This is a genomic window from Streptomyces sp. bgisy159 (assembly GCF_965341775.1).
Classification (GTDB): Bacteria; Actinomycetota; Actinomycetes; order Streptomycetales; family Streptomycetaceae; genus Streptomyces.
In genome coordinates, this window is sequence record NZ_CBDQZH010000043.1 from 23,587 (window position 1) to 46,669 (window position 23,083).

A 23,083-nucleotide genomic window follows, 5' to 3' on the forward strand; every position below is an offset into this window, starting at 1 on the left:
ACGGCGACAGTGCGGTCTGCCCCAGGGGCAAGGTCAATCCGTACGGCTCAGCCCAGTTGGGCCTCGATGGCCGCGACGACCTCCGGGGCCTCCGGCTCGGTCTGCGGGGAGAAGCGGGCGACCACGGTGCCGTCCCGGCCGACGAGGAACTTCTCGAAGTTCCAGCGGATGTCCCCGCTGTGCCCCTCGGCGTCGGCGAACCCGGCCAGCCGCTCGTACAGCGGGTGCCGGCCCGCGCCGTTCACCTCCACCTTCTCCGTCATCGGGAAGGTCACCCCGTACGTCGCCGAGCAGAACTCGGCGATCTCCTCGGCGGTGCCGGGCTCCTGGCCGAGGAACTGGTTGCAGGGCACGCCGAGCACGGTGAAGCCCTGCGCGGAGTAGCGCTCCTGGAGGCGCTCCAGCCCCGTGTACTGCGGGGTGAGGCCGCACTTGGAGGCGACGTTCACGACGAGGACGGCCTTGCCGGCGTACTGGGCGAGGTCGGCGGTGCCGCCCTGCAGCGCGGCTATGTCTACGGAGAGGGGGGATTCAGTGGTCATGTGTCGGATGCTATCCGCGGGGCGTCCGAGGCCGACCGCGCGGTGCCCTGCGCCCCCGCTCCCGTCCCCGTCCCCGCCCGCGCATGGGCCAGGGCCAGGGCCAACGTCACCGTGACCGACGCGACGGCCGTCAGCGCCATCGCCGCCGCGGGCGAGGTGAGTTGAGCCGTCGCTCCCGCCAGCGCCGCCGCCAGCCCCTGGACGGTCAGCATGCCCGAGGAGTGCAGACCCAGCGCGTGGCCGGTCAGGTGGGGCGGGGTGTGCGCCATCAGCTGTTCCTGCTGGACGAGACTCGCGCCGAACCCGGTGGAGGCGACGGCGGCGCACAGGCCCGCGAGGGGAAGCGGGGGGTGCAGCACGAACAGGGTGTAGGGCGCCGCGAGGAGGAGCAGCAGCGGGGTCGCCGCCCGGCGGCGGACCCGGGGCGGCAGCAGGCGGCCCACGGTCAGGTCGCCGGCCAGCATGCCGAGCGCCGCGCAGGCGAACAGCGTGCCCGCAGCGTCGGGGGCGTACGGCACGAAGAGCGACTCGCAGCCCACGACCAGCCCGTTGGGCAGCCACAGGCCCAGGTAGACGAGGCGGCGCGGGCGGGCCGACCACAGCAGGGCGTTGGTGCGCCAGGTCTCGGCGGGGGAGGGACGGCCCTGCGCCCGGGGCGGGCGGCGGGCCAGGCCGAGCCGGGCCACGGCGGCGGCCACCCCGTACAACAGCGCGCCGAGGAGAAGGGCGGTGCGCGGGGTGAGGAGGGCGAGCAGGGCACCGCCGGCCGCGTAGCCGGTGATCTGCGTGAGCCCGTGCATCATGTTGAAGACGGCACGTGCGGGCAGATAGCCGTCGCCGGGCAGGATCTCGTGGAGCAGGCCCCAGCGGACTCCTCCGCCGAGCGCGGCGATGAGGCCCTGGAGCAGGACGGTCAGGAACACGCCCCACAGCGGCAGGCCGGGGACCGCCAGGATCGCCGTACCGGCCGCGAAGGCGGTGGACACGCCGGCCAGGGCGGCGCGCGGGGGGAGGCGGTCCGCGCCGGACAGCAGCACGGTGGCGCCGAGGACCTGTGCCAGGGCCGGCCCGAACATGCTCACCGCGGCGAGGAACGGCGAGTCGGTGGCCCGGTACACGAGCGTGCCCAGTGCCAGTCCGGCGAGGGTCTGGGCGGCGGTGTGGGCGGCGGAGGAGAGGAAGAGGGGACGGAACTCGGGGGTGCGCAGCAGGTCGGTGTAACGCATGGGGGGAGTCTGGGAGGGGCCGCCGGAGCGGGGTTAATGTTTCGCGCCGGTGCGAAAGCCGGTGCCGTAGTGGGGCCGTGCCGGTACCGGTGCGGGACGGGGCTCGGGGACGGGCTCGGGAGGGGGCCGGGATGGGCTGGTGGCAGCTGAACGCGGACACGCTGGCGCGCAGCCGGTTCGTCGTGTCGCCGTTCGCGGAGACCTTCGCGTGCCTGAAGCTGCTGCACGGCGGGGTGGCCGCGCACCCCGGCGAGACCGAGTGGCTGCGCGCGTACGGGCCGGCGTACCGGCGGCGGCTGGCGGCGGACCCGGTCACCGCGCTGCTGGTCCGCGCCGGGCTGGGGCGCACCTGGATCGCGGACTTCCTCACGCCGACACCGCGGGCCGGGGAGGACTTTGCGGCGGTGGTGGACCGGGTGCGGTCGGTGCTACCCGCCGACGCCCGGGCGCATCTGCGGACGTCCCTGGACGGGCCGCTGCCGGACGCGCTGCGGCGGGACGACCTGCCGGAGCGGGCGGCGCTGCTGCTGGAGTGGGTGTGGGAGCGGACGGTACGGCCGTCCTGGGAGCGGCGGCGCCGGGTCCTGGAGGCCGATGTGGTCGCCCGGACCGTGCAGGTCGGCCGGGGCGGCTGGGCGGCGGTCCTCGACTCGCTGCGGCCGGGCACGCGCTGGCTCGGGGAGAGCCGGTTCCAGGTGAACCCGCACGCGTACCCGCCGCGGGAGATCGCGGGCGCGGAGCTGGTCTTCGTGCCGGTGACGCCGGTGACCGGCTGGGTGTCGTGGGAGGGACGGGAGCGGTACGCGGTGGTCTACCCGTGCGGGGGCGCGCTGGCCGGTGACGCGCGGGGCCGGGCGGTCCCGGCCGCCCTCGGCGCGCTGCTCGGGCCGGCCCGGGCGACGGTACTGGTGCTGCTGGCCGGCCCGCTGAGCACCACCCACCTGGTGGCCCTGACCGGGCAGGCGCTGGGCTCGGTCGGCCGGCACCTGCGGATCCTCAGCGACGCCGGGCTCGTCGAGCGCCGGCGGGCCGGCCGGTCCGTCCTGTACTCACGGACGCCGGCCGGGGAGGTTCTGGTGGAGGCGGCCCGGGCGGCGCCGGGGGCCGCGGGGGCGGCGGGGGCGGGGGCCTCCGGTGCTGCGGGGGAGAGGGCGGTGGCGGCGGTGGGGGATCCGGCGGCACCGACGGGGGAACCGGCGGTCGGTCCCGGGGGACCGGGCGTGTGATTCGCCTGCCGCGGGCGGGCGACAGCGGGCAGGATGCGGTGCGGGAAGCGCGCGAGATTCGGCCGCTTCGGCCGGGGAGGTCCGCTCATGCCGTACAGCTCTGTGCAGTGGCCCCGACGCAGCCTGTTGGGCGCGGTCCGGGAGGAGGCCCGGCGGGAACTGCTCGCAGCCGGGGTGCGCACGCCGTTCGAGGCGGGCGAGGTGCTGCTGCACGAGGGCGCCCGGGACCGTCATGTCCTGCTGCTGCTCGGCGGTTTCGCCAAGGTGACGGCGCGCGTGGAGAACGGTGAGGAGTCGCTGCTCGCCGTACGGGTCGGCGGGGACACCGTGGGCGAGATGGCCGCGCTGGACGGCTCGCCCCGCTCGGCCACGGTCACGGCGTGCGGCCCGCTGACCGCGCGGCTGCTCCAGCCGGCCGCGCTGCACGCCCTGCTGGCCCGCCGCCCCGACATCCATCTGGCGCTGACCGGGATCATCGCCGACCGGCTGCGCTGGGCCAACCGCAGACGCCTGGACTTCCGCGGCTACCCGGCCAAGGTCCGGCTGGCCCGGCTCCTGGTGGAGCTGGCCACGACCTACGGGCACCCCGCCGACGGCGGCATGGTCCTCGGCTGCCGGCTCACCCAGCCGGAGCTGGCCGCCCTCACCGGTGCCGCCGAGACCACCGTCCACAAGGGCCTGCGCGAACTGCGCCGGGACGGCCTGCTGGAGACCGGCTACGCCTCCACCCTCATCCGCGACCTCGCCCGGCTCCGGGAACTCGGCGACCTCGCGCCGGACGGCTGACGGGAATCAGCCGGACACCGGCGCGTGCCGCGCGCCTCGTCAGCCCCACAGCGGCCGCAGCACGACGAGCAGGCCCGCGCAGACGCCCATCACCGCCGTGCAGGTCACCGCGCCGGTGACACAGCGGTACTTGCGCAGAGCCACCTGGGACAGGAAGCGGATCGTCCGGGACAGCTCCCCGCGCTCCTCGTCGACCGCGGCGACGGCCGCGGCGGATGCGGGCGGGACAAGGCCGGGTTGATCGGGAGGGAAGGAGGCGGCCTGGGCGGGAGGGAAAGAGCCGGGCTGGGCGGACGGGAGAAGGCCGGGCCGGGTGGGCGGCAGGATGTCGGCCCCGGTGGCGAGGTGGGCGAAGCTGTAGCGGTTGGCGCCGTCGGGCCGCTGCACGCGGGGGCGCAGGGTGGCCGCGAGGAAGCCGGCGCCGCCGAACATGGCGCAGACGAACAGGGCGAGCAGCGTTGCCGCGAGTACACCCGTCGGCCCGCCGCCGGCGGCGGCGTCCAGTGCCGACGGGCTCCACGAGCCGGCCGTGCCGACGAGCGCGGCCTGCGCGGCGGCGAGGATCCCGGCCTTGGTGTCGGCGTGCTGGTGGGTGGCCTGCAGCGAGCTGAACATGAACTGGGCGGGACGGCTGTCCGGGCGGCTGTCGAGGGACGGCATGGGGCTCCTTGGTGGCTCTGGCTCCGGCTCGGTGCGCTGCACCCCAGTGAGCCCCGTCGCGGGGCGCGGCACCTGGGATTTCTGCGGGATTCGCCGGGGCCGTCGCCCGTGATGAGGAGCAACCGGCGGAACTCGTCCGTAACTTGTCTTGCCCGCTGTAAGTTCCGCACTCTTCCGCATCCCGTATTTCGACGGGGTCCCGGGCGTGCGCGGCGTGTACGACTGGCATACCGGCGCCCGCCCGGGGGGAGCGGGCGCCGGTGTGTTCGGGAGCGGGGAGTTCGAGTATGGGAACGTTCGGTCGCAGACTGCTGCTGTCGGTCGATGCCAAGGGCTACGGCGGGGCCGACGTGGTCACGCAGCGGCAGTTCCAGGAGGCCATCCAGAGGCTGCTGGCCGAGGCCGCGGCCGCGGCCGGGCTGGCGCGGGAGCGGTGGGAGACGCAGGTCGGCGGGGACTCGGTGTTCGCCGTGCTGCCTCCGGGCGCCTCGGAGCCCGATCTCGTGGACACCTTCATGCGGCATCTCGAAGCGGGTCTGCGGGAGTTCAACCGCAACCGGGTGCGCCAGGCGTGGCTGCGGCTGCGTGTCGTCGTGCACTTCGGGCCGGCCGCGCGCGCCGCCAACGGCTTCGAGGGCCGGGGGCCGGTGGAGACGGGCCGGCTGTTGGACAGCAAGGTGCTGCGGGCGGCCCTGGACGCGGCGCCGGACGCCTGTCTGGCCCTCGCGGTCTCCTCCGTCGTCTTCAACGACGTGATCGGCGAGGCGTACACCACCATGGGCGTGCAGGAGTTCCGCGAGGTGGACATCGTGGAGAAGGAGTACGCGGGACGGGCCTGGATCCGGGTGCCGGGGTACGACGTGCGGGCGCTCGATCTGGGGGCGGCGGTGGCGGCCGGGGGTGGTGAAGCATCCGACGCGCGCCCCCGGAGTGCGCCAACTGCTCCCACGGACACGGTAGTTCAGTCGTTCAACGGAACCGTGCACGCCCCGTGGGCCGTCTTCGGGATCTCCAAGTGACCTGAGTGACGGTTGAGAATGAACGAGGAAGCAGCAGACCCACCCCAGGGCGCGTCCACCGCGGGGCCCGATCGGCCGGTCGAGCGGCCCGACGAGCGGGCGGGGGAACAGCCCGTCCCCTCCGAGCAGAAGAAGCCGCCGGACCGGTCCGAGCGGCCGGAACAGCCGAAGCCGCCGGAACGGTCCGAGCAGCCGGAGCAGCCGAAGCCGCCCGAGGAGCCCGAGCGGACGAAGCCGCCCGACGCAGCCGACGTTTCCGCCGCACCCGGTGCACCCGCCGCACCCGGCGAGGACGACGCCTCCCCGGGCGAGGTCCACTACAACAACGTCAACCAGTACTTCTACGGCGAACTCACCGCCGCGGCCGGAACCTTCGGCATCGGCACCGCCTCCGCCGCCCCCGGCCGCGCCGCCCGCCGCCGCGCCGTGGGCCGGCTCGACGCGCAGGAGGCCGACGCCATCCTCGCGCCCTACGTCAGGCCCCCCGGCTGCTTCGCGGCGGCGGTCGACGCCCTGGAGACCGACGGTGTCGTCGTCCTCGTCGCCCCGCACGGCTCGGGCAAGCGGTCCGGGGCGGTGGCGCTGGTCGCCGAGGTCGCCGAGCGCACCGGATACGTGGTGCTGTCCCCCGGCCGCAGCCTGGACGACCTGGCCGGCGGCAAGGTGGCGTTCGAGAAGGGCGTCGGCTACGTCCTGATCGACCGGATGAACGAGACCTCCTCCCAGACGGCCGACTTCGACTGGCGCCGGGTGCGGGACACCGTCCGCGAGCACGGCGCGCACCTCGTCGTCACCACCGTGCACGGCGACGACGCCGCCCGCGTGGAGTCCGTACGCCATGTCACGTGGCGTCCGCCGGACCTGGCGGCGGCGCTGCGGCTGCGGCTGGTGCGCGCCGGCTGCACCGGGGACGTCGTCGACACGGCCGTCGCCGGGCTCCCGGACGGCTGCCGGATCGGCGAGGTGGCCGCGGCCGCCGAGCGGATCGCCGCGGGCGCCGAACCGGACGTGGTCTGGCGGGAGTACGGCAGCCGCGCCGCCCAGCCGGTGCGCGACTGGTTCGCCGAGCCCCGCACACCGCAGGAATGGGCCGAGATCACCACGCTGGCGTTCGTGTACGGCGCCGACTACCGCGGCTTCGAGACCTGCCAGGAGCGGCTGGAGCGGCGGGTCGAGGGCGCGTTCGCCACGCCGCGCACCGAGGAGGAGCGGGCGGCCGCCGCCGCCCGGGCCGCGGACCGCAGGCTGGCGCTGACCGAGAACACCCTGGTCACCGTGGACCGGCGCAAGCACGGCGCGCTGACCCGCACCGCCCTGGTCTTCCCGTTCCCCCAGTACCGGCAGTGGGTGCTGGAGGAGCTGTGGAACCGCCGCTCCACGCCGTACTGGAACGGGGTGCGGGACTGGCTGACGGACCTGGTCGCCGAACAGCCCGGTCTCGATCTGCAGCTGTCGGTCGCCCAGGGTCTGGCCCTGCTGGCGCTGCCCGCCTTCGACGAGGTCGTCGGCAACTACCTGTACCCGTGGGCGGCCGGGGAGGCGGGCCGCGCCGGGCAGTCCACGGCCACCCTGGTGCTGCAGTGCATGTGCCTGGACGAGAGCCTCGCCGCGACCGCGCTGGGCGTCGCCCGGGACTGGTCGCGCTCCGCCGACCCGGTGCTGCGGTCCTCGGGCGCCGCCGCGTTCAGCGGGGCGCTCGGCGTGCGCTTCCCGTCGGACGCCGTCACCATGCTGCTGCGCCTGGTGCTGCGGCGCGGGGAGGGCGCCCTGGCGCTGGCGGGGCTGGTCGCGGTGCTCGCCGAGTGCGGGGAGGACACCGGCGCGGTGTTCCGGGCGCTCGCCCAGCAGGTTCGCGCCCAGCGGGACACGCTGACCGGACCGCACAAGCGCAACACCCTCGGCGCCGTACTGACCGTGCTGCGCGCCCGGGACACCCGCACCGGACGGCTGGTCTGCGCCGTCCTGCTGGACCGCGACCCGCGGCAGACCGACCGGATCGGCCGGCTGTGGGCGGCGGTCCTGGACCACCGGCCGCGCCGGGGCGTGGCGCTGGCCGGGCTGTACGCCACCCTGCGCGAGCTGCCCCCCGTGTCCGAGCGGCCGGCCGAGGTGGCCGAGCGGTTCGGCGGGGCGCTCGGCAGGGTGCTGCCCGAGGAGGAGCGGACCCGGCTGTGCGAGGAGCTGCGGCACCTGACCGCGTCCGCCGACGCGGCCGTCGCCGCCCTGATCGACACCTTTCTCACCGCCGTACTGAGCACGGAGGACTGACAGGCATGGCTGAGACATACCCGCTGGTCGAGCAGCGGGAGTACGGGCGGGCGGAGCGGCGCGGCGGTCTGCTGCGCAAGCGCACCACGCGCGACGACGAGGAGCTGCCCCGGCTCGCCGCGCACCACGTGCGGGTGTTCCGGGTCGGCGAGGACTACGTCGAGGACCACGGGCAGCTGCGCGCCGACGACCCGGTGGTGGTCGGGGCGAGCTCGGTCACGGTCGTCGACCGGCGGGTGGAGGTGCCCGTCGTCGTGGAGACGCGGATACCCTCCGCCGAGGCGGACGACTTCACTCTGCGGACGTCGTTCTACTGCACCGTCACCGACCCGTGCGCGGTGGTCCGCGACGGCGTCACCGACGTGGAGGCGCTGCTGCTGGCCCATCTGCGCGAGGTGCCCGGGCTGACCGAGGACGGCGCCGACCTGCCGATCCGCGCCACCGCCGAGCTGCGCGCCCGCATCGACGCCCGGCTGACCGCGTACCACGAGATGCGGCCCGCGCAGGTGTCCGGGATGAGCACCCGGCACGGTGTGGTCGAGGTGTACACGCCGGCCGAGATGACCGCGCTCATGGAGGAGATGGCGAAGAACCGCCGTGAGCAGGAACTCACCCGGCAGCGCGAGGAACTCAACCAGCAGGCGGCCCTGGACCGGGCGCTGCGCGAGGCCGAGCTGGAGCTGAAGCGCGAGGAGATCCGCACCCTGCGCGCCAAGCGGGAGGAGGCCAACCGGCACGAGGAGGAACTGGGCCGCAGCCGCCACCGCCAGGTGGAGGACCTGGACCAGGAGCGCGGCCGGCAGGAGCTCGACACCGTGCGCACCGGCTACGACCGGCTCGCCGGCGCCGAACAGCAGGAGTACGACCTCGCCCGGCAGGAGCGGCAGAACCGGTTCGTGCGCGCCGAGCTCGAAGAGGACTTCCGGCTCATCGGCACCAACCCGCTCGCCGCGGACTTCCTGGCCTGGCACAAGGGCGACATCACCGCCGACGACCTGTCCAAGCGGCTGCACGAGGCCGAGGAGCGCCGGGTCACCCGGGCCGACGAGCGGCAGCGGCTCGACTTCGACCGAGACATGGCGCGCCGCGCCTTCGACCGGGACGACGTGCGCTGGCAGGTCGAGCGGGACGACGGCCGCCAGGAGCTGGAGCGCCGCGAGCGCCGCGAGGACACCTCCGCCCGGCGCCAGGAGGAGGCCCGCCGCTGGGACCTGCGCCACGAGGACGAGCGGCGCCGGCGCGCGGAGGAGCGCGCGGACGCCGAACGCGCACAGGCGTACGAGCGGGAGTGGGCGAAGGAGCAGCTGTCGGTCCGCGCCGACCTGGGCCGCCAGGCCATCGACCGGGGCCTGTTCGACAGCGCGCGCAACGACCCGGGCGCCTTCATCAACGGCGTCGGCGATGTGCCGTACCGCCCGTCGGGCCCCGGCCCGCGGTCGGCCGGCGGGAGCGAGGTGCCCGCGGCGGACGCGAAGGGCGCGATCGCCGAGGGGGGCGCGAGCACGTCGCGCGCGCCGGGCGTGAAGGGCGCTCTCGCGGAGGGTGGCGCGGCGCGCACGCCGGGCGCGCAGAGGGCATCGCGCGCCGCCGGTGCGACGCACGCGCCGGCCGGCGGGAACGCCGGCCACGACGGCGACGACGGCGACGACGGAACCGACCCGGACATCCAGGAGGCGGACCTTGGCCAGTGACACCTCGTTCCGCCACACCGCCGAGGCCGCGCGGACCACGCGGACCGCCCAGGACACCGCGGCGGACATCGCCCGTCCGGCCCCGCCGGCCGACGGCCCGGCCCCGCGGCTGCGCCGGCTGATCGGCATCGACGAACCGCTGCTGGACTGGGTGCCGGAGGAACGCGCCCGCTACACCTGGTACGGCGTGCTCGTCGTCAACACCGCCCTGCTCGGTGCGGTCTCCATGTCCCTCGCCCTCGGCAGCTTCCGCTCCGACCTGCCGCTCGCGGTGGTCGCGGTGGTCGCCGTGATCTGGTTCTGGGTGGTCCTCGCCCTGGACAGCTGGCTGGTGTCCTCCACGCACGGCACCTCGGTGCGCCGGTGGACGCTGGCCGTCCGGTTCTTCCTGTCGGTGCTGCTCGGCCTGTTCATCGCCGAGCCGATCCTCTTCCAGATCTTCGACAAGGAGATCCGCCAGGAGATATCAGTCGGCAACGAACGGCAGGTCGCCGACTACAAGGGCATGCTCGTGTCCTGCAACCCCACCGACGGCGCCGACACCAGCGGCCGCGCCGAGTGCGGGGACTTCCAGCTGAAGGTGGCCGGCTCCCCGGCCGAACTGGACCGGCAGATCAAGAGCAACGCCGACCGCACGGTGGCGCTGCGCGCCCAGGTCGACGCCATCCACAAGGAGCACGACAAGAAGCTCGCCACCGAGCAGGAGCTGTGCGGACCCAAGTACTGGATCATCCGGGGCGGCGTCCGGGACGTCACCATCACCTGTGAGCGGGCCCGCGCGGCCCGCACCAAGTACCTGGCCGACAGCGGGATCGAGGCGTACGAGAAACAGCTGAAGGACCTGGTCACCGAGGGCCGGACGCTGGCCGCCCGCAAGGACACCGCCGCCGACGCCTACCAGCCGCAGCTGCAGAAGGCCATCGACGACAAGACCGCCCGGCGCGCCGACGCCCTCGACACCGACGGCATCCTCACCCGCGCCCACGGCCTGAAGGAGGTCGCCGAGGCGGACGGCTTCGCCCTCTTCCTCACCGTCGTGCTGCACCTACTGCTGCTCTGCCTGGACGCCATGCCGGTCATGGTGAAGGTGCTCAGCGGCCACACCACCTACGACACGCTCCTCGGCGCCCGCTACACCGCCACCCGCCGGCTCCACTCCGACGAGCTCCAGCTCCAGCACGCCTGCGCCCGCCTGGAGCACGACGTGCGGCGGCACGCCGTCCAGCAGGACACCGCCGACCGCAAGCGGCGCCTGGAGGAGACCTACCAGCGCGCCCAGGCCGAGCGCGCCGCCCGTGAGCGCGCCGAACTGGACGCCCGCACGGAGCGGATCCTGCGGGCGAGGCGGGTATGACGACACCGTAGAGTGCCGGGGAGGCGACGCGCGGCCGGGGGAGCCGCGCGGAGGGAACGGGGTGAGGGCCGTGGCGGACGTGGTGGATCCCGAGAAGCGGATGATCGCGGAGGCGCGCAAGGCGTTCTTCGTGGTGTTCGCGCTGGTGGCCGTGGTCTGGGCGGTGCAGGTCGCGAACGTCGCCGACGACTACGGCCTGTCCCGGGCGTACGGTGTGGAGTCCGGCGAGGTGGGCGCCCTGCCCGGCATCCTCACCGCCCCGCTGCTGCACTGGAGCTGGGCGCACATCGAGAGCAACTCCGGGCCGCTGTTCGTCTTCGGCTTCCTCGCCGCGTACCGGGGGGTGGCCCGGTTCCTGGGGCTGACCCTGCTCGTCGCGGTGACCAGCGGCATGGCGGTCTGGCTGTTCGAGAGCGGTGACGTGGAGACGGTCGGCGCCAGCGGGCTGATCTTCGGCTACTTCGGGTACGTCGTGGTGCGCGGTCTCTTCGACCGGCATCTCATCGACACGCTGATCGGCCTCGTCATGGCGGCGTCCTTCGCCTATCTCCTCACGGTCGCGGTTCCCGGCACGCCGGGGGTGAGCTGGCTGGCCCACCTGGGCGGTCTGGTGGGCGGCGTGCTCGGCGCCTGGCTCCTGCGCGACCGCGGGGCCCGCCGCCGTACCCCGAAGGCCGTCGAACCGGCGGCCGACCGGTCCGCCGCCCCGGGCCCCGCGGCCGGCGGCACCGGCTCCCGGGCCGACCTGCACAAGGAGCTCAAGGACCTGGGACTGCTCTGAGGGCCCCGGCCTTCGGCGGGTCGGCCCGCCGTGATCCCGGGGAGGGGCCGGTTCTCGCGGAACCGGCCCTTCCGGGTGTGCGGACCTCAGCCGGTGGCGCAGGAGACGGTGGGCCAGGTCCAGTTGCCGTTGTGCTGGATGGTGACGCCCCAGGTGTTGCCGCTGCCGTTGGGTTTGGCGACGAGGGTCTGGGAGTTGGGGTAGGTGGCGCTGATGTTCCAGGTGGACAGGACGCGGGCGGGGGAGGGGACGTTCATGGTGACGGTCCAGTTGCTGGAGCCGGTGACCGAGACGTTGAGGTTGTAGCGGTCGCCCCACTGCTGGCCGGCGGAGAGGGTCGCGGTGCAACTGCCGCCACCGCCACCGCCACCGCCACCGCCACCACCGCCACCGCCGCCGCCGCCGCCGGAACCGCCACCGTCGGGGGCGACGGCGCGTCCTGTCTGCGGGGAGATCATCCCCGCGCACAGTCCCTTGGCGGCCAGGGTCCGGGCGATGCCCGGGACGGCGGCGAGGGTGTTGGCGGACCAGTCGTGCATGAGGATGACCTGGCCGTCGGAGAGCCGGCCGGCCGCCGCCACGATGGCGTCGGTGCTAGCGCCGTTCCAGTCCTGTGAGTCCACGTCCCAGATGATCTGGGTCAGGCCGTACTTGGCCGCGACGGACCGCACCGTCGCGTTGGTCTCGCCGTACGGCGGCCGGAACAGCTTGGGTGTGCCGCCGCCCGCCGCCGCGATGGCCTGCTGGGTCCGGGAGATCTCGGAGTCGACCTGCGCCTGGCCGAGCTGGGTGAGGTGGGGGTGGGTGTAACTGTGGTTGGCGACCCACATGCCGGCATCGACCTGCGCCCTGACCAGGGACGGGTTGGCGGCGGCGTACTGGCCCTCGTTGAACATGGTGGCCCGCAGCCCGTTCTGCCGGAGCGCGTTCAGCAGGCCGGCCGTGTTGCCGGACGGGCCGTCGTCGAAGGTGAGTCCGACGTAGCCGTTGCAGGCCGCGGCCTGCGCGGGCGGGGCGTGGAGGGTCAGGGTGCTTGCCACGGCCACGGCGGCGACCGCCAGTTTCGCGAGCAGGGGACGGAGTCGGAGTCTCATCGGCGTCCTCCCGTCAGCCGGTGGCGCAGGAGACGGTGGGCCAGGTCCAGTTGCCGTTGTGCTGGATGGTGACGCCCCAGGTGTTGCCGCTGCCGTTGGGTTTGGCGACGAGGGTCTGGGAGTTGGGGTAGGTGGCGCTGATGTTCCAGGTGGACAGGACGCGGGCGGGGGAGGGGACGTTCATGGTGACGGTCCAGTTGCTGGAGCCGGTGACCGAGACGTTGAGGTTGTAGCGGTCGCCCCACTGCTGGCCGGCGGAGAGGGTCGCGGTGCAACTGCCGCCACCGCCACCGCCACCACCGCCGCCACCGCCGCCACCGCCGGAACCGCCGCTCCCGAGGGTGATGTTGGAGCTGCCGCTGCTCTGGTAGCCCTCGGTCGCCATGATCATGTAGTAGCTGAAGCTGCCCAGCCGCAGGCCGGCGCGGGACCAGGCGTCGAAGTGGTTGCCCGTGGTGATGGTGCCGCCGGTCCGCTTCTGCTGCCGGACGCTCCAGTACTGGTCGAAGGTCTTGTTGCCCTCGACCGAGGGGGCGTTGTACCGGGTCGTCTTGTAGATGTCGTAGGTGCCGCCGTCGCTGTTGACGGTGCCCATGAAGGTGCCGGTCGGGCGGTAGGTGCCCCAGTTGTCGACGATGTAGTACTCGACGAGCGGGTTGGACATCCAGCCGTAGAGGGCGAGGTAGGCGTTGCCGGACGGGTTGAAGGAGCCGGAGTACGTCACCGTCCGGCGCCCGCCGGTGTTCCAGCCCTTGCCGGCCACGAAGTTGCCGGTGTTGCGCCAGGAGGTGCTGTAGGAGCCGCCGGCCGAGAGGTTCATGGAGACGGTGCCGGGCGAGTCGGTCCAGAACGAGTAGTAGTAGCCGTTGTCGGTGCCGGTCTGATTGCTGGTGACGACCGTGTCGGCGCGGGCGGTGCCGGGGAGCGCCAGCGCGGCCGCGGCGGCCAGAAGGGTGGCACACAGGCAACTGATCAGCAGCCTGAGGCGCCCTGCGGGTGCGTGGGGCATGTGCGGTGTTCCTCCTCGTTGTCGAGGGGCCATGTCAACGGCGAACAGTGTTGGTCTGGCCCTGACAACTGTCAACAGTTTCGGAGGTTGTTGCGAAACGTTCGTGACGCGAGAAGAGGGAACATTGCAGATGAAGTGCGCAGTGGGAGCGCGCAGTGAATTGCGCGAGGCGTCTGCCCGGCGCGGATCGACCCTTAATCGGAGTCATGATTGCGAATGTTTCGATAAGTTTCCGGATCTCAGAACACCTGCAGCACCAGGCAGTTGACGAAGACCGCCGCCGCCCCCAGGGCGAGTGCCACGGCGAGGAGGCGGATTCTGAGGCAGTCGTACCGCTCCTGGTACTCCTCGCGGAGCTGGAGCGCGCGGCCGGCGGTACGGCGCAGGAGCGCCTGCGAGAGATCGAGCCGGTGCCGGACGAAGAGGTCGACCACGTCCTCCCGCTGCGCGGTGGTCAGCCAGTCGAGCCGGTCCGCGAAGGACTCGGCCTCCGCGCGCGCCTGCTCGATCTCGCCCTGCCAGAGCAGGTAGCCCTCCATCCGGGCGATGCCCTCGCGGACCGCGTCGCCGTCCGGCAGCCGCCGCTCCTCGCCGCTCACCGCAGGTCGGCTCGCCGGTCCTCGCCCTCCATGACGAGAGCCGCCAGCTGCGGGTTGTGCAGGTCGAACGCCGGGGACTCGGAGCGGATCCGCGGCAGGGTGACGAAGTTGTGGCGCGGCGGCGGGCAGGCCGTAGCCCACTCCAGGGACCGGCCGTAGCCCCACGGGTCGTCGACGCCGACGGGCTTGCCGTACCGGGACGTCCGCCACACGTTGTAGAAGAACGGCAGCAGCGACAGACCGAGCAGGAAGGAGCTGGCCGTCGAGATCATGTTCAGGGTGGTGAAGCCGTCCGCGGACAGGTAGTCCGCGTACCGGCGCGGCATGCCCTCCACGCCCAGCCAGTGCTGGACCAGGAACGTCCCGTGGAAGCCGACGAACAGCGTCCAGAAGGTCATCTTGCCGAGCCGTTCGTCCAGCATCTTGCCGGTGAACTTCGGCCACCAGTAGTGGAACCCGGCGAACATCGCGAAGACCACGGTGCCGAAGACGACGTAGTGGAAGTGTGCCACCACGAAGTACGAGTCGGACACGTGGAAGTCCATCGGCGGCGAGGCCAGGATGACGCCGGTCAGGCCGCCGAACAGGAACGTCACCAGGAAGCCGGCCACCCACAGCATCGGTGTCTCGAAGGACAGCGAGCCCTTCCACATCGTGCCGATCCAGTTGAAGAACTTCACGCCGGTCGGCACCGCGATCAGGAAGCTCATGAACGAGAAGAACGGCAGCAGCACCCCGCCGGTGACGAACATGTGGTGCGCCCACACGGTGATGGACAGACCGGTGATGGCGATGGTGGCCGCGATCAGACCGAAGTAGCCGAACATCGGCTTGCGGGAGAAGACCGGGATGATCTCGGAGACGATCCCGAAGAACGGCAAGGCGATGATGTACACCTCTGGGTGTCCGAAGAACCAGAAGAGGTGCTGCCACAGCAGCGCTCCGCCGTTGGCGGGATCGAAGATCTGGGCGCCGAACTTGCGGTCCGCCTCCAGGGCGAACAGCGCGGCCGCGAGGACCGGGAAGACGAACAGCACCAGGACGGCCGTCAGCAGCACGTTCCACGTGAAGATCGGCATCCGGAACATCGTCATGCCGGGGGCGCGCATGCAGATGATCGTGGTGATGAAGTTGACCGCGCCGAGGATGGTGCCGAAGCCGGAGAAGGCCAGGCCCATGATGCCCATGTCGGCGCCGATGTTGGGGGTGTGCTCCGCGTCCGACAGCGGGGTGTACATGAACCAGCCGAAGCTCGGGGCGCCGTCCGAGGTGAGGAAGCTGCCCGCGGCGATCAGCGAGCCGAGCAGATACAGCCAGTAGGCGAACGCGTTGAGCCGGGGGAAGGCCACGTCGGGCGCGCCGATCTGCAACGGCATGATCCAGTTGGCGAAGCCGGCGAACAGCGGCGTCGCGAACATCAGCAGCATGATCAGGCCGTGCATGGTGAACGCCTGGTTGTACTGCTCGTTGGAGATGAACTGCAGACCCGGACGGGCCAGTTCCGCGCGCATGATCAGGGCCAGCACGCCGCCGAAGCTGAAGAACGCGAACGACGTCACCAGGTACAGGGTGCCGATCGTCTTGTGGTCGGTGGTGGTCAGCCACTTCACGACCACGTTGCCCGGCCGCCTGCGCCGCAGCGGCAGCTCGTCCTCGTACGACTCCTCGATCCGGCCGGTGGCGGTCCCGGATCCATGGGGGGTGCTCACGTGTGTTGGTCTCCTGCTCGACGTCGCGGCTGCCAGAGCGACCTGTTCCGGCGCGACGCTACAGACGCGCCACGCGCTCGCCACCAGACTCGCCCGCCGCCCCCGGCAGTCACACCGTCATGCGCCCGTTCGGCCCTGCCGTTCACCCGCGCGAGTGCGGGCCGACCGGACCACACTCCCTTCTCGCCGCGCCGGACACGCCCCGCTCCGGACCGACCGGACCGGCCGGACCGCCTCGGGACGCCGCCGGATCGCCTGCCCCCGGAGCCGGAGCCGGAGCCGGAGCCGGAGCCGGAGCCGGCCGGATCGCCCGCCCCGCGTGCCCGCTCCGATCACTCGTCCTCGGGGCCGGCCAGCTCCTGCAGCCGCTCCGCGATGTCGTCCGCCCACTCCTGCGCCCAGCGGCGCAGCCCGGCGATCGCCGCCTCGTCGAGACCGCACGCGGCGAACTCCCGGTCGTCGAGCCACTCCGCGCCGACCAGGCGGGTCTGCAGATCGGTCAGGTCGAAGACGTCCCGGGCGTGCCGTCGGCCCAGTTCCTCCAGCTCGACGCGGCTCCACTGCGCGGCGGCGGCCCGTACGTCGACGAGGTCACGAGCGAGACCGCGGTCCACGAGCGCCCGCACCTTGGTGCCGACGACGTCCTCCAGGTCGAGCACCGGCCCGTACGCGCCGTCCACCGGCGGCCGCCACAGCGCCTCCTTGTGGACGTCGACCTCGCACTCCTCGTCGGTGCCCGGATCGGCCACCATCAGCTGGGCGGACAGCGGGTCCGCGTCCAGCGCGGTGACGCGCCAGCCCCGCTCCTCCAGCCCCGCGCGCACGGCGGCGGCGATCACGGCCATGCCCTCGGGGCTCTCCGTGGCGACGTCGAGATCCTGGCTGCCGCGGTCGACCAGCCCGTGCTCCCCCACCGCGTGCCCACCGGTGAGCGCGAGCGGGTACGGCGTGCCCACGGCGAGGACGTCCGTGAGCAGGCGGCGCTGCAGCTCGGTCAGCGACACGCGGCGGCCCTGGGGCACGCGGTGGGACCGGAGCGGGGAGGCGGTACGGCCATGGACCGATTATCGCCCGCCGACCTGTCGCCCGCTGGTCTGCCACCTGCTGCTCTGTCGTCCGCTGGTCTGTCGTCCGCTGGTCTGCCGCCTGCTGGTCTGCCGCCTGCTGCTCTGTCGCCCGCCGGCGCGGACGGGCGCGCAGGTCAGGCGGAGCGGGGGACGAGAAGCGCGACCCGCGGTGTCCGGTGGTCGTGCCGTCCACCGGAGCGGTGCGCCCAGCAGCCGGCCTCAGCGCCTCGCGCACAGGTACGGGCGGGACAGCAGCAGGCCGACGGCGGTCAGCACGATGCCGAAGTACACCGGCGCGAGGTGCACGAAGTCCGTGTAGTGGATGCTGCCGTGGACCACCACCGCCGGCAGGAATCCGGTGGCGCCCGCCACCGCCAGCGTCCAGAACACCCAGCTCTCGCCGCGTCGCCAGCCCCACGCGGCGAGCGGCACGATCGCTACCGCCGCCGACATCAGCGCGCCCCCGAAGCCCGCCCGGTCATGGGCGATGAACGGCACCAGCCGGGAGTTCGCGGCCTCCAGGGCCCGCGGGTCCGTACCGAGGTACGTCAGGTCGGTCGGCACGAACACCCCCGTCAGACCGACCGCCGAGATGACCGCCCCGCCCACGAAGAGCCCCGCCCCCGTGACGACCAGCAGCAGCTGTCCGACCAGCGCCCTGCGGCGCTCCCGCTCCGGGCCGTCGGGCACCCGCCGCCCGTGCGGCGGCGCGTGCGGACGGCGGCGGACAGCGGCCAGGAACATCGGCAACAGCATCACGGCCGCGGCCGTGTGCAGGGTCTCCACGTAACCGGTGGCGAGGAAGTAGAACAGGGTGGGGAAACCGACCGCCCCCGACAGCAGCAGTACCTCGCGGGCCCACGGACGGCCGCGTCGCATCCCGCCCACCGCGAGACCGGTGTAGAGGGTGCCGATGGACACCAACGTGCCGGCCATGGTGATCCGGTCGTGCTGGAGGAAGTGCACCAGGTGGTGGTTGACCGCGTGCAGGTCGTCCAGCGTCATGCCGAGGTAGTCCCGGTCGTACCAGAGCAGCACCGGTCCCAGAGTGATCGCCGCCGCGCACACCCCGGCGGTGATCATGCCGAGCCCCACCAGCAGCGCCCACCACCAGGCGGGCCAGCGGCGCGGATGCCTCCCCACGTCCCGCCATCCGGGGGCCGGGCCGCCGCTCGGGGTCGCCGCCTCCACCACCCGCGCGAACCACCCCGGCCCCGCCTCGACCAGCACCTCCGGCCGGGCGATCACCACGGCCCCGGGCTCCGCGAGCACCGCCGCCGCGGCCTCGACGCACGGATCGCCGACCCATACGACCCGGGGTGGTGCGGGGGCGGTGGGCCGGTCCGCGGGCGCGGGTTCCTCGGCGCCGGGCGGCCCGGTGGCCGGCCGCCCCGGCGTCTTGGGCGGGAAGGGGTGGGGGATCGCCGGTCCGACGGGGCGGGAGCGCCGCACCCCCTGGGAGATCGCCGGGCCGGGTTCCTCTCCCGGCGTGCGATCCTCCGCGGCGCCCGTGAAGCCGTCGACGTGCGGGGCGAGGGCGGCGCGGATCTCCGGGTCGTCGGTGTGGACGACGACCGGCAGAGTGCGGGTGGCGGTGGCCGCGCGGACGGCGGGCACGTCGTCGGGGGACACCGGGCCGATCTCGACGACCCCGGCGCCGAGCGGCGCCATGGCGTGGACCGTGTCGTGGGCCAGCGACGGCGGTACGCGGATGCCGAGCCGGACCGTCAGCGGCGCACCGGCGATCTCACCGGCCAGCGAGACCGGCGGATGGCGGTGGCCGAAGCCGCGGGCGATCAGGCGGGCACCGGCAGGCCGGGAGCCGATCCGGGCGAGCAGCCGCAGCGCCGTGCGCTGGGAGCGGCGTCGGCCAAGGAGAGCGGCGGCCGCGCCGCGCAGGGGGTGGTACGTCCAGTCCGGCATCAGCGGCCGTCCCCGCCGCGCGCCGGGTCGCCGACACCGCCGGGCGGGGTCCAGCCCAGTACGGGTGTCATGGACCGCAGCGTCGCCCGCGCCGGCGTCAGCCGGGCCGCCGTGTCGCGCAGCAGCGCCGCCGGGGGCCAGGCGAGCTGGGCGATCGCGCCGAGCCGCGCCGAGCGGCGCGAGACCGCCTGGGTACGGGCCCGCCGCAGCCGGTCGTACGAGCGCAGCGCGGCAGTCACGTCGGACGTGCCGTCCAGGCAGTGGGCGAGGGTCACCGCGTCCTCCAGCGCCTGGCAGGCGCCCTGGCCGAGGTTGGGCGTCATGGCGTGGGCCGCGTCGCCCAGCAGCACCACCCGGCCCCGCGCGAACGTGGCCAGCGGCGGCAGGTCGTACAGGTCGTGCCGGAGCACGGCGTCCGGCGGGACGGCGGCCAGCAGACCGGGCACCGGATCCGGCCAGGCCCGGAACCGGCGCAGCAACTCGGCGTGCTCGGGGTGCTCGGAGTGCGCGCCCGTCCGGTCCCTCACGGGGTGCTCGGAGTACGCGCCGTGCTCGGAGTGTGCGCCGTGCTCGGAGTGTGCGCCGTGCTCGGGGTGCGCGCCGTGCTCGGGGTGCTCAGGGTGATCGCCGGTGCCGAAGACCGTGCCGGCCGGCAGGGACGCGGTGGCGAAGCAGTACATCCGCCGGTCCGGCAGTGTCGTGTAGCCGAAGCGTTCGCCCCGGCCCCAGATCGCCGCGCCCTCGGCGGGCGGACGGGTGAGCGGCGCGGTGACCATGCGCCAGGCGGTGTACCCCGCGTACCGGGGGCCGGCCGCCTCGGGCCACAGGGCGCGGCGGACCACGCTCCGCAGCCCGTCGGCGCCGACCACGACGTCGGCCCGGGACACGCCCGCCCGGTGCTCCACGACCGGCCGGTCGCCGTCCGCGCGGACCGCCGAGACCTCGGTGCCGGGCCGCAGACAGTCGGCGGGCAGCGCCTCGGTCAGCACCCGCAGCAGGTCCGCGCGGTGCAGCACGGTCAGCGGATGGCCGAAACGGTGCGCCAGCTCCGCGTTGCCGGTGCGGGACAGCCGGCGGCCCCGCCGGTCGCGCACCCCGCCGAGGGCCTCGACGGCCCCGAGGGACCGTACGGTGTCGGCCAGGTCCAGGGTCTCCAGGGCGCGCAGCGCGTTGGGCCACAGGGAGATACCGGCGCCGACCTCGGTGAACCGCGGGGCGCGCTCCAGCACCTCGACCCGCCAGCCCCGGCGCCGCAGGGCGACGGCCGCGGCCAGCCCCCCGATCCCGCCGCCGACGATGGTCGCGGTGCGCTGCGGCATGGCTCCTCGCTCCGGTTCCGGAGGGCGCCGCCCCCGTTCAGCTGTCCGTCGGTCCGCTGCCCGGGCCGCCGCCGGCACGGCGCCGGCCCTGCCGGGCAGCGCTCATCGGAACACGCCGGCCCACCCCTGTCAACGCGCCGCCGCACCGGCCGGTTCCCCGGCCGTCTGCCCCGCCGCGGGTGCCCTGACCTGCGCCCGGCTGCTTGCGTGCACTCAACCGTCCCACTGAATGCCGAGCTCAGTCATAGGCCCTCAGACACAGCAGCGTGGCGCCGTCGTTCACCTTCGCCGACCAGTAGATGTACCTGTCGTACTGCCCGCGGCGGCAGACCTCGGTGCCGGCACCGGGGGCCGCCCGGTAGACCTCCGTGACCACCAGGATCTCGTTGAACGCGGCGGGGACCGTCCGGTCGGTGCACCTCGGGGACGACAGCATCGCCAGGCGGACCGAGTCGTCGCCCTCGCGCCGGGCGAGCAGGCAGTCGCCCTGGTAGTACTGGCCGGCGAGGCAGAGCGTGGTCCGCTCCCCGCTGCCGGGGGAGTAGTACGACCAGGTGGCCCTGCCCACGCCGGACCGGCAGCCGCCCCCGGTGCCGGTCACCTTCACCCGAGTCCCGTAGCCGCAGGACGTGGTCCGCGGCCGCTCCTCGCTCCAGTCCAGCGTGGTCAGCCCGCCGTAGCCGGTGTCCACGACGTCCAGGCAGTCCCCGTACGACACGCTCCGGAACGCCTCCTCCGTCGGGTCCGGCTCCGGTTCCGGTTCGGGGGAGCTGGTCTCGGGGTCGGGCACGGGTGCCGGGTCGGGGTCGCGGCCGGTGTCCGCGGAGCCGCCGCCCGACGACAGGGCCCCGCCGCCCCCGAGGCCGCCACCGCCGGAATAGGTGAACAGCGGGGTGGGCACGGACCGAGGGGTCTCTTCGCCCCCCTGGTCCCAGGGCTGCCAGAACAGGAGGGCGATGACCAGCGCGGCCAGGAACAGACCACCGCCGCCCGACGATCTTCCCGACGCCGCCTGCTTGGCGACCGGTGGGGCCGCCGCGCGCTGTCTCTCCCGGCGTTCCTGCCCTACCCGCTGCCGCCGTCTGCGCTCCTGCTCCGCCCGCTCCCGCAGGCGGCGCTCCGCTTCCCGCCGTTCCGCCTGCCGCCGCCGCTCCGCTTCCTCCTTTTCCTGCCTCTCCTGCTTCTCCTGCTTCTCCGCGCGCTTGCGGAGCCTGCGTTCCTCCTGCGCCCGCCGCGCCCGCTCCCGTGCCGCCGCCGCCGCCCGCTCCTCCGCCTGCGCTTCGGCCTGCTCCCGGGCCAGGGCGAGGCGCTGCTGACGCAGTACCTCCAGCTGCTCCCGCGTCCGGTGGCGCGAGCCGCCGTCCCGGTCCGCGGGGACGGCGGCGAGGGTCTCCTCCCACAGCCGCCGTCCCTGCTCCTCGTACTCCCTGATCAGCCCGGTCCACCTCGCCGGCAGCCACCGCTCGGCACCCCCGGCCGACGGCTCCCGGCCGAGGCCGGCCGCGACGTGGTGCAGGACGTCGGACGGAGTGGGGCGGGCGGCCGGGGAGAGCGCCAGCAAGGGGAGGACCAGGGGCTCCAGTTCCGCGGGCAGCCCGCTGGTGTCCACCTCGCCGCGCTGGACGAGGGCGAGCAGCCCGATGGAGTGGTCGGTGCGCGCGTACGGCGGGCGGCCGACGGCGAGGAAGAACAGGGTGGCCCCCAGGGCGTACATGTCGGACGCGGTGGTGGACCGCCTGCCGCACGCCTGCTCCGGCGAGGTGAACGGGAAGGTGCCGATGGTCGTGGTCGAACTCGTGTGGTCCTGGGCGTGCGAGATGCCGAAGTCGATGACCCGGGGGCCTTCCCTCGGCAGCAGGACGTTCAGCGGCTTGATGTCCCGGTGGACGACCCCGCGGTCGTGCAGCTCCACCAGCGCCCGGGCGACCCCGGCGGCGACCCGGCGCACCGCCCCGGCGGGCAGGGTCCCGGCCCTCGTGACCAGCTCGGCCAGACTGGGTGCGGCGATGAACTCGGTGGCCAGCCAGGGGCGTTCGGCCTTCGGGTCCGCGTCGAGCACGGTCGCGGTGAACGCGCTGGCGACCCGGGCGGCGAGTCTGGCCTCGCGGCCGAACCGCTCCCGGTCCGCCCGGCTCACGAACCCCTCGGCGAGCAGCGTCTTCACGGCGACCAGCCCGTGGTCGACGACCGTTCCCGTGGGACCGGCACCGGCGCGGGCCCTGGTACCGGCACCGGCCCTGCCACCGGTCCCGGTCCCGGGCGACTCCCGGCGAGCGAGATACACCCGGCCCATGCCGCCGGTGGCTATCCGCCACAGCGGCCGGTAGGGGCCGAGCGACCGAGGATCGTTCGCGTCCAGCGCGTAGAGCTTCATCCCGGCCACGCGGCCTCACTCCCCCTGTGCATCGCCGTACGTCCCCCGTGCGTACCCCACGTGTGCGGCGGTTCACACGGTGCCACGGTGGGGGGCGCCCGGGGAAGGCGGAGGGGTGGCCGGGGCCGAGGAGACGGCCGGTCAGGGGAGTCCGGTCACCGGTCCGCGCCCCCCTTCTGTCCTCCACGCCCCCTCCGGCCCTGCGCGCTCCTCTTCCACCCCCCCAAGCCCTCTGCGCGCTCCTCTTCCCCCGCCACGCCCTCTGCGCGCTCTTCTTCCACCCTCCGCGCTCCTTGCCCGACCGTGCTCGACGCGCCCCCGGCGCGAACGCCTGACCCGCGCCCGCGCCCGCGCACCCACGCCTGCTCCCGGGCCCGCGTCTCGCGCCCGCGCCCCGCACCGACCCGGGGCGCCGGTTCGGGGCACCCGGCTCCGA

At 74.0% G+C, this 23,083-nt stretch carries 18 protein-coding genes; 7 read left to right on the plus strand and 11 right to left on the minus strand.

Annotated elements, in window-relative coordinates:
- Window positions 1–47: 47 nt before the first annotated feature.
- Window positions 48–542, minus strand: coding sequence for a glutathione peroxidase (locus ACSLTV_RS29600; protein WP_432139607.1), 495 nt, complete (start codon window positions 540–542; stop codon window positions 48–50).
- The gene (locus ACSLTV_RS29605; RefSeq protein WP_432139608.1) at window positions 539–1,768 is read right to left on the minus strand and encodes an MFS transporter; all 1,230 of its coding nucleotides are present in this window, start codon (window positions 1,766–1,768) and stop codon (window positions 539–541) included. The genes ACSLTV_RS29600 and ACSLTV_RS29605 overlap by 4 nt, the downstream gene beginning before the upstream one ends.
- Before the next feature lie 131 nt (window positions 1,769–1,899).
- Here ACSLTV_RS29605 and ACSLTV_RS29610 point away from each other — a divergent pair, with 131 nt between their 5' ends.
- On the plus strand, window positions 1,900–2,994 hold the full coding sequence (locus tag ACSLTV_RS29610) for an ArsR/SmtB family transcription factor (RefSeq protein WP_432139609.1): 1,095 nt from the start codon (window positions 1,900–1,902) through the stop codon (window positions 2,992–2,994).
- A gap of 87 nt (window positions 2,995–3,081) precedes the next feature.
- Complete coding sequence (locus ACSLTV_RS29615; RefSeq protein ID WP_432139610.1) at window positions 3,082–3,780, plus strand: Crp/Fnr family transcriptional regulator; 699 nt, start codon at window positions 3,082–3,084, stop codon at window positions 3,778–3,780.
- Window positions 3,781–3,819: 39 nt separating this feature from the next.
- On the opposite strand, the gene ACSLTV_RS29620 is transcribed toward ACSLTV_RS29615, so the two are convergent.
- Window positions 3,820–4,440 carry a Pycsar system effector family protein gene (locus ACSLTV_RS29620; RefSeq protein WP_435613199.1) on the minus strand — a complete coding sequence of 207 codons (621 nt, stop codon included), beginning with the start codon at window positions 4,438–4,440 and terminating at the stop codon, window positions 3,820–3,822.
- A gap of 287 nt (window positions 4,441–4,727) precedes the next feature.
- Between ACSLTV_RS29620 and ACSLTV_RS29625 the strand changes: the two genes are divergently transcribed.
- The 5 genes from ACSLTV_RS29625 to ACSLTV_RS29645 all read left to right on the plus strand — a co-directional run bounded on the left by ACSLTV_RS29625 (window position 4,728) and on the right by ACSLTV_RS29645 (window position 11,553).
- Entirely contained in the window at window positions 4,728–5,459 is a 732-nt protein-coding gene (locus tag ACSLTV_RS29625) for a hypothetical protein (protein ID WP_432156339.1), read from the plus strand.
- Between the two features lie 18 nt (window positions 5,460–5,477).
- On the plus strand, window positions 5,478–7,727 hold the full coding sequence (locus ACSLTV_RS29630; protein WP_435613200.1) for a hypothetical protein: 2,250 nt from the start codon (window positions 5,478–5,480) through the stop codon (window positions 7,725–7,727).
- Between the two features lie 5 nt (window positions 7,728–7,732).
- Complete coding sequence (locus ACSLTV_RS29635; RefSeq protein WP_432139614.1) at window positions 7,733–9,418, plus strand: hypothetical protein; 1,686 nt, start codon at window positions 7,733–7,735, stop codon at window positions 9,416–9,418.
- Window positions 9,408–10,772: a DUF4407 domain-containing protein gene (locus ACSLTV_RS29640; protein ID WP_432156336.1), complete on the plus strand. Its 1,365-nt coding sequence runs from the start codon at window positions 9,408–9,410 to the stop codon at window positions 10,770–10,772. Before ACSLTV_RS29635 ends, ACSLTV_RS29640 begins: the two co-directional genes overlap by 11 nt.
- 70 nt (window positions 10,773–10,842) lie before the next feature.
- Window positions 10,843–11,553 carry a rhomboid family intramembrane serine protease gene (locus ACSLTV_RS29645; protein ID WP_432139616.1) on the plus strand — a complete coding sequence of 237 codons (711 nt, stop codon included), beginning with the start codon at window positions 10,843–10,845 and terminating at the stop codon, window positions 11,551–11,553.
- 86 nt (window positions 11,554–11,639) lie between these two features.
- On the opposite strand, the gene ACSLTV_RS29650 is transcribed toward ACSLTV_RS29645, so the two are convergent.
- From ACSLTV_RS29650 to ACSLTV_RS29685, 8 genes are all read right to left on the minus strand, one after another.
- Complete coding sequence (locus ACSLTV_RS29650) at window positions 11,640–12,647, minus strand: polysaccharide deacetylase family protein (protein ID WP_435613201.1); 1,008 nt, start codon at window positions 12,645–12,647, stop codon at window positions 11,640–11,642.
- Window positions 12,648–12,660: 13 nt separating this feature from the next.
- Window positions 12,661–13,656, minus strand: a complete 996-nt coding sequence (locus ACSLTV_RS29655) for a glycoside hydrolase family 11 protein (protein ID WP_435613202.1) — start codon at window positions 13,654–13,656, stop codon at window positions 12,661–12,663.
- Window positions 13,657–13,895: 239 nt separating this feature from the next.
- Entirely contained in the window at window positions 13,896–14,255 is a 360-nt protein-coding gene (locus ACSLTV_RS29660; RefSeq protein WP_432138511.1) for a hypothetical protein, read from the minus strand.
- Window positions 14,252–15,964 carry an aa3-type cytochrome oxidase subunit I gene (gene ctaD, locus ACSLTV_RS29665; protein WP_435613203.1) on the minus strand — a complete coding sequence of 571 codons (1,713 nt, stop codon included), beginning with the start codon at window positions 15,962–15,964 and terminating at the stop codon, window positions 14,252–14,254. Before ctaD ends, ACSLTV_RS29660 begins: the two co-directional genes overlap by 4 nt.
- A 332-nt stretch (window positions 15,965–16,296) precedes the next feature.
- On the minus strand, window positions 16,297–16,968 hold the full coding sequence (locus ACSLTV_RS29670) for a nucleotidyl transferase AbiEii/AbiGii toxin family protein (RefSeq protein ID WP_432138509.1): 672 nt from the start codon (window positions 16,966–16,968) through the stop codon (window positions 16,297–16,299).
- A 282-nt stretch (window positions 16,969–17,250) separates the two neighbouring features.
- Entirely contained in the window at window positions 17,251–18,954 is a 1,704-nt protein-coding gene (locus ACSLTV_RS29675; RefSeq protein ID WP_435613204.1) for a hypothetical protein, read from the minus strand.
- Window positions 18,954–20,273 carry an FAD-dependent monooxygenase gene (locus tag ACSLTV_RS29680; protein ID WP_435613205.1) on the minus strand — a complete coding sequence of 440 codons (1,320 nt, stop codon included), beginning with the start codon at window positions 20,271–20,273 and terminating at the stop codon, window positions 18,954–18,956. Before ACSLTV_RS29680 ends, ACSLTV_RS29675 begins: the two co-directional genes overlap by 1 nt.
- Before the next feature lie 238 nt (window positions 20,274–20,511).
- Window positions 20,512–22,647 carry a protein kinase domain-containing protein gene (locus ACSLTV_RS29685; RefSeq protein WP_435613211.1) on the minus strand — a complete coding sequence of 712 codons (2,136 nt, stop codon included), beginning with the start codon at window positions 22,645–22,647 and terminating at the stop codon, window positions 20,512–20,514.
- Between the last annotated feature and the right edge of the window lie 436 nt (window positions 22,648–23,083).

What these genes read in the sequence shown, in the direction of transcription:
- ACSLTV_RS29620 (WP_435613199.1), bottom strand. Translation starts at nt 4,440, where the DNA reads ATGCCGTCCCTCGACAGCCGCCCGGACAGCCGTCCCGCCCAGTTCATG.
- ACSLTV_RS29605 (WP_432139608.1), bottom strand. Translation starts at nt 1,768, where the DNA reads ATGCGTTACACCGACCTGCTGCGCACCCCCGAGTTCCGTCCCCTCTTC.
- ACSLTV_RS29675 (WP_435613204.1), bottom strand. Translation starts at nt 18,954, where the DNA reads ATGCCGGACTGGACGTACCACCCCCTGCGCGGCGCGGCCGCCGCTCTC.
- ACSLTV_RS29680 (WP_435613205.1), bottom strand. Translation starts at nt 20,273, where the DNA reads ATGCCGCAGCGCACCGCGACCATCGTCGGCGGCGGGATCGGGGGGCTG.
- ACSLTV_RS29630 (WP_435613200.1), top strand. Translation starts at nt 5,478, where the DNA reads ATGAACGAGGAAGCAGCAGACCCACCCCAGGGCGCGTCCACCGCGGGG.
- ACSLTV_RS29650 (WP_435613201.1), bottom strand. Translation starts at nt 12,647, where the DNA reads ATGAGACTCCGACTCCGTCCCCTGCTCGCGAAACTGGCGGTCGCCGCC.
- ACSLTV_RS29610 (WP_432139609.1), top strand. Translation starts at nt 1,900, where the DNA reads ATGGGCTGGTGGCAGCTGAACGCGGACACGCTGGCGCGCAGCCGGTTC.
- ACSLTV_RS29600 (WP_432139607.1), bottom strand. Translation starts at nt 542, where the DNA reads ATGACCACTGAATCCCCCCTCTCCGTAGACATAGCCGCGCTGCAGGGC.
- ACSLTV_RS29685 (WP_435613211.1), bottom strand. Translation starts at nt 22,647, where the DNA reads ATGAAGCTCTACGCGCTGGACGCGAACGATCCTCGGTCGCTCGGCCCC.
- ACSLTV_RS29625 (WP_432156339.1), top strand. Translation starts at nt 4,728, where the DNA reads ATGGGAACGTTCGGTCGCAGACTGCTGCTGTCGGTCGATGCCAAGGGC.
- ACSLTV_RS29615 (WP_432139610.1), top strand. Translation starts at nt 3,082, where the DNA reads ATGCCGTACAGCTCTGTGCAGTGGCCCCGACGCAGCCTGTTGGGCGCG.
- ACSLTV_RS29655 (WP_435613202.1), bottom strand. Translation starts at nt 13,656, where the DNA reads ATGCCCCACGCACCCGCAGGGCGCCTCAGGCTGCTGATCAGTTGCCTG.
- ACSLTV_RS29635 (WP_432139614.1), top strand. Translation starts at nt 7,733, where the DNA reads ATGGCTGAGACATACCCGCTGGTCGAGCAGCGGGAGTACGGGCGGGCG.